This is a genomic window from Fibrobacter sp., from assembly GCF_017545445.1.
In the GTDB taxonomy this organism is placed as follows: domain Bacteria; phylum Fibrobacterota; class Fibrobacteria; order Fibrobacterales; family Fibrobacteraceae; genus Fibrobacter.
Window position 1 is genome coordinate 1 of sequence record NZ_JAFWOM010000176.1, and the last position, 5036, is coordinate 5036.

General features: G+C 48.2%; 6 protein-coding genes. All 6 read right to left on the minus strand.

Annotated features, from left to right (window positions below):
- Window positions 1–581, minus strand: a 581-nt coding sequence (locus IKG78_RS20240) for a PD-(D/E)XK nuclease family transposase (protein ID WP_290947512.1), incomplete at its 3' end; no start/stop codon positions are given.
- 478 nt (window positions 582–1059) lie between these two features.
- A complete protein-coding gene (locus IKG78_RS20245; protein WP_290947515.1) occupies window positions 1060–1365 on the minus strand; it encodes an FISUMP domain-containing protein in 306 nt (101 codons plus the stop codon).
- A gap of 2 nt (window positions 1366–1367) precedes the next feature.
- Window positions 1368–1733, minus strand: a complete 366-nt coding sequence (locus IKG78_RS20250) for an FISUMP domain-containing protein (protein WP_290947518.1) — start codon at window positions 1731–1733, stop codon at window positions 1368–1370.
- A gap of 127 nt (window positions 1734–1860) precedes the next feature.
- On the minus strand, window positions 1861–2613 hold the full coding sequence (locus tag IKG78_RS20255; protein WP_290947521.1) for a hydroxymethylpyrimidine/phosphomethylpyrimidine kinase: 753 nt from the start codon (window positions 2611–2613) through the stop codon (window positions 1861–1863).
- A 1-nt stretch (window position 2614) separates the two neighbouring features.
- Window positions 2615–3901: an MgtC/SapB family protein gene (locus IKG78_RS20260; protein WP_290947524.1), complete on the minus strand. Its 1287-nt coding sequence runs from the start codon at window positions 3899–3901 to the stop codon at window positions 2615–2617.
- A gap of 209 nt (window positions 3902–4110) precedes the next feature.
- A partial coding sequence (locus IKG78_RS20265) for a GGDEF domain-containing protein (RefSeq protein ID WP_290947527.1) occupies window positions 4111–5036 on the minus strand: 926 nt, incomplete at its 5' end.

The following is a 5036-nucleotide window of genomic DNA, read 5'->3' on the forward strand; positions in this document are numbered from 1 at the left end:
AACTTCGGGAGTTCCACGAATGCGAAATTGAGCGTGTTGCTGATGCTTACGCCATTGACTTCGCGAAGCTTTGCGCGGCGGATGTAACGGTCGTCGGCGAACACGTTGAATTCCATGAACACGACTGTCACGACTGGACTCAATTCGTAATTGTACTTTTGTCCGCGTTCGCCCTGAGCGATAATCGTCTGCGAGGCATAATAAATCGCACGGTTGACGATGTTTTCCTGATAAAGAATCTGCACTTCGATGATGAACCGCCGCTGAGCCGTATCGATGCAGTGCAAGTCAAAGACCGTAGTCCGGTTTTCGTTCGAACCGTCGCTGTATTCCTTGTTGCGGGACTGCACATCGACAATCGGTGATGCGATTTCGCCTTCAAGCACGGCATTCAAAAGCGCAATCAGGCAGACCTTGTTCTGAGTGTCGGGATTGAAGGCCTTCTTGAACGTCCTATCGAGCAGGAGGTCGGCAAAAACTCCGGCGCCCTTGTATTCTTCGAACGTCTTGGCTTCGCCAATCATTTCGCCGTGGCCAATTTCTGTTCCGGCGTTGTTATTTTCGGCGTTATTATTTTCCATAATTATCCGTTGTTAAACTCCCGAAAATGTCGGGCTCATAGACAGAAAACAGCTCCCTATCCGTTATATTAACACGCAAATTTGTGGAAAATGGACCAAAATTGGATTAAATCACAAACAACTTATAAAGAGAGCTATTTTTTGCAGAGAAAACCTATCCAAAACAGCAGCCAGATCATCCTTGTCTGACGCCAAACGTCTATTCCGTCTGGCAATGCAATTGTAGTCGATATTACCAAATTCATTCTCGGAAAGGCAGTCTTCTTTACAGTACACCTCACATTCGTTATCCCAGCCGGGGCCTATTTTGTGAGAAAAAAGCCGATCTCGGCACAATGGCCGGGATGACATCGCGATAGAAACTGTCATGCCGGACTCCGTTCCGGCATCTGTGTTGTAAGAAAAAAGCCGATCCAAGCACTAGGCTAAGATGACAGCATGAAGGATGTTAAATCTGGTTTCCGCGACTCTCGGTTTGCTAGTCCTTAACGCAACGAACGGAATGCCCATGGCTCTTAGAGTAGCGGCTCACATACGTACCATCGTAGTTGTTGAGCAAAGACATACTGCATGCGAGGCTGCTATCGCCCTCTGTAGAACACCATAAGTACAAATGGCCCCCCTCGTAGTCATAATCATCTTCGCCAAGTCTGCTGCCAGCAGGCAACGCCAAGAACGAGAAATCATCCGTACCGTTGCCATCTTTTCCATTACTGACATTCCAGCCACTTGTCGATTTGAGCATTTTGCCCGCTGTAGAAATTCCGCCAACTGCGGTTATCAAAGTTAAAAACTCATCCATTGTTGGCAAATGCCAACCTGCAGGACAAACACCACGCACCGGATATGTCGGCGAACATATCGAACCATACCGCAGCCATAGCCATTCGTGCTCAACGTGCCAGCACTGTCCATCGCAGCAGCCCACGTATAGAGGCGACCGTACTTATTACAATATTTAGCGGAGTCGTTATAGCAGTAAGAGTTTGCAGTTTCGTAGTTCAAGTTTTCGGCCATCCATGTCTGGGAGCCGATGACAACCGTTTTGTAGGATTGGCCATCACGAGAGTCTGTCAAAGTCGATAAAGATGACTTTCCCGAAGAACTAGCTACAGAGCCGCTATCGTCACCACAAGCGGCAAAGAATAGCACCGCAAGATTTAATGTACAAAAACAAATTTATTCATATTGCTAATATAAGAAAAAGACAATACACTGGATCCCCTCCCTAACGGTCGAGGATGACAATGCGAGGACGGTCGAGGGTGACAATGCGAAATTACAAATCTTTCGCGAGGCGGCCTTCCCCACTTTTCAAAAGTTCGTTAAGGTAGTCCTTCGCAATTTTGCACGATTCTTGGAGCGAATGCCCAAGTGCCAAATTCGCAAGAATCGCCGAAGAAAGATGACAGCCAGTGCCGTGCTTTCCGTGGCCGTGCAAACGCGGACTTGAGAATTTGTACTGTTTTCCATCCCTATCCCAAAGGATATCGACGGCATCCTTTTCTTTGGAATGGCCTCCCTTCAAAAGCAACGCAAAATCTTTTCCGAGTTCAAACGTTCCACGCGATGCCGCAAGCCCAAGCCCCAAAAAACTAAATTCATCATGGTTCGGCGTCACCAAATCAATCTGTTTCATGATGGGCATGAACTTGTTCTGTTCCGCAGCACGCAAAAAATGGAAACCCGCCGATGCGCTTGCAATCGGGTCCCAGATAATATAAGCGTCCGGGGATTTTTCGCGGACAAATTCTACAATCCGCTGTAGAACTTTTGCCTTTTCGACAAGTCCGATTTTTACGAACTTGAACTGGCGTTTTGCAAACAACGTTTCGAGTTGAGCTTCGATACGTTCCCAAATGACCCAACCGGGAGCCACAAATTCGTCCTCGTTCTGCTGCGTAAGCGCTGTACAGACCGATTCGCAATAAACGCCAAAATGCGCCATCGCCTTGACATCCGCCAAGATGCCCGCCCCAGCAGAGCCGTCAAAGCCAGCAATCGTCAATGCAAATTTCATTTTTTCAGACATTTTATACCACCGAGTAAATTCCAATCATTACAATCGTCACGCCGCAAATGAAAGCCACCGCCGGAACAATCGGTCGCCGCATCGCTTTCGCCCCAAGGAAATACACGATGCCGCCCTTGGTCACCGTATTCGCGAGGCTCGCAAACAAAAGAGCCAAAATCAAGCTGTGATTTTCGAGAGTCGCCTTGCGGCACATGTCGATGAGCGAAAACGCCACCGCATCCATCTCCGCAGCACCGCCCAAAAAACTGCACGCAATAAGCGCCCCTGAACCGAAATACACGCGAGCCGCATTCGCTAGGAACATGACCAACGTAAAGACAAGGCCGAACTTGACCGCCGGCAAAAGTTTGAACGGATTACTGAAATCGGTCGTTTTTTGCCGATGATTTTGGGACTCACGAATCTTCAGATATGCGGCATAGCCAAGCCCCGGCACCACAGGCACCAAAAGAGGCGCCAAAAGAGGCAGAGCTAGCGAAGGCACGAGGAATACGCAAATCAAGTACAAACACGCATACATCACCGCCCAACTCAGCACGATGCCTACCGTAAAATCCGCAGCGTACTGTTCGTTATCCACGCTACGCCCCGCCAAATTGAGCGTCAGCGCGGTACTGCTCGCAAGTCCGCCCAAAAGCCCGGTCAGCCAAATGCCCTTGCCCGGTCCGACCAGCTTAATGAGCACATAGCCCACAAACCCGATGCCCGAAATGAACACGACAAAAAGCCAAATCGTATGCGGATTCAGCACTTCCAGCCCCGGCGGCCCAAACGCCTTGTTCGGCAAGAACGGCAAAACCATGAGGCAAATCACCGCAAACTTGACCGTCGCAATAATATCTTCGGTCGAAATCTTTTTCGCAAAATCGTGCAATTGACGCTTGACCGCCAAAAGCCACAAGAGTACAATCATGAGAATGCACGCTTCCAGGAGCCGATTGAACCAGCAAAGCGCCCCAAGGAAATAAATCATGATAAGCGCGGCACTCGTCGTAACCCCCGCAGGCCCGCCATTTTCGCGATTCGAAAGCCCGTACGCAATATGGCTTGCCACAAGCAACAGCCCGACAATCAAAAGGCCGACAACAAAGGGAACAATCGACCCCATCAAGTCGCCCAAATAGCAAGACAACGCACCGCATAAGCTCACAATCGAAAACGAGCACAACCCTGCGGGGTGCCTGGAATTATTGCGGGAATACGAGTTTTCACGCTGCATACCGATAATGAAGCCTATACCCAGCGCCGCCGCAAGCTTATAGAAAATGTTAAACTCTATCATCATCCAAAATCTATACAAAAAATTTGTTATTGGATATTAGTTTTTGGTTATTAGTTGTTGGTTAGTGGTTGTTAGACTCAAATCAGACTTCCGTGAACACCGTTAGGTGTGAACCAATCCGTGTGGCATCTTTATTTTTCTTCGCAAGGAGATTTCGGCTTGGTGACTAGAACGACAATTATCGCGAAGTGCGCCAGCGTTTCAAACAACGGTTAGCCGCGTTGCTGCTTGGTAGAGAGTTTCATTGCGTACATGTTCGCATCAGCCATGCGATAGACATCCATTGCAGTCACAGCATCGCCACGACGACGTACGGAATATCCATAGGCGACATTCAATTCCACCGGTAATTGGACATCTTTTTCTAGCTGCACCATCGTCTTGAGCGCAGCAGAGAGTTCCGATAAATGTTCTGCACGGACAACCGCAACGAATTCGTCGCCCCCCATGCGAATTGTAGTCCCAATTCCATTGAATGCGTTCTTGAAAACTTCGGCAAAACTACACAAGAGTTTATCACCCATAGAATGTCCAAAATGGTCATTCACGTACTTGAGTCCATTGACATCGATGCTGACAATGGCATAATCGTTATCATCGCGATTGAGAATTTCAAAAATATGTTCGCACTTGGCCCTATTGTAAATTCCGGTCAACGCATCCCTGTAAGCAATCTGCCGCAGGACCTCTTTTTCGGTTCTGTCCATCATGTTCTCGTACAAATACAAGAGATAGCCGACCATCAAAAGCAAGATGAACAGGAGCACCCCAATCGGCAGGTACGTTGCTTCAAAGAGCGGATTATCCACGCCAAAAAGGTTCTGTATATTGTAACGGAACACATCTGCAATCGCGAACAGGACAAAGGAAATCACACCAGACGCGAGAACTTTTTCTTGCATCCCGGAACCGCGGTCATAAACCACCTTCAGCAAAACCATGAACACAAAAGAAACGAAAATGTAGGAATGATAAGCCAGCAGGAATGTCGGATAATGAGCGATATCAGTCACATGCAGTATGGTCGTCACGACAAAGAAAAGGCAGCCTAAAGCGACAAAACCCTTCACCAGATTCATTTTCCAAGTGGGAATCTTGCCGGAACGCATATTGATCAGCAAAAGCCCAAACGGAATCG

Bases quoted from the DNA above. Each gene is read 5' to 3' on its own strand.
- IKG78_RS20255 (WP_290947521.1), bottom strand. From the start codon at position 2,613: ATGTCTGAAAAAATGAAATTTGCATTGACGATTGCTGGCTTTGACGGC.
- IKG78_RS20260 (WP_290947524.1), bottom strand. From the start codon at position 3,901: ATGATGATAGAGTTTAACATTTTCTATAAGCTTGCGGCGGCGCTGGGT.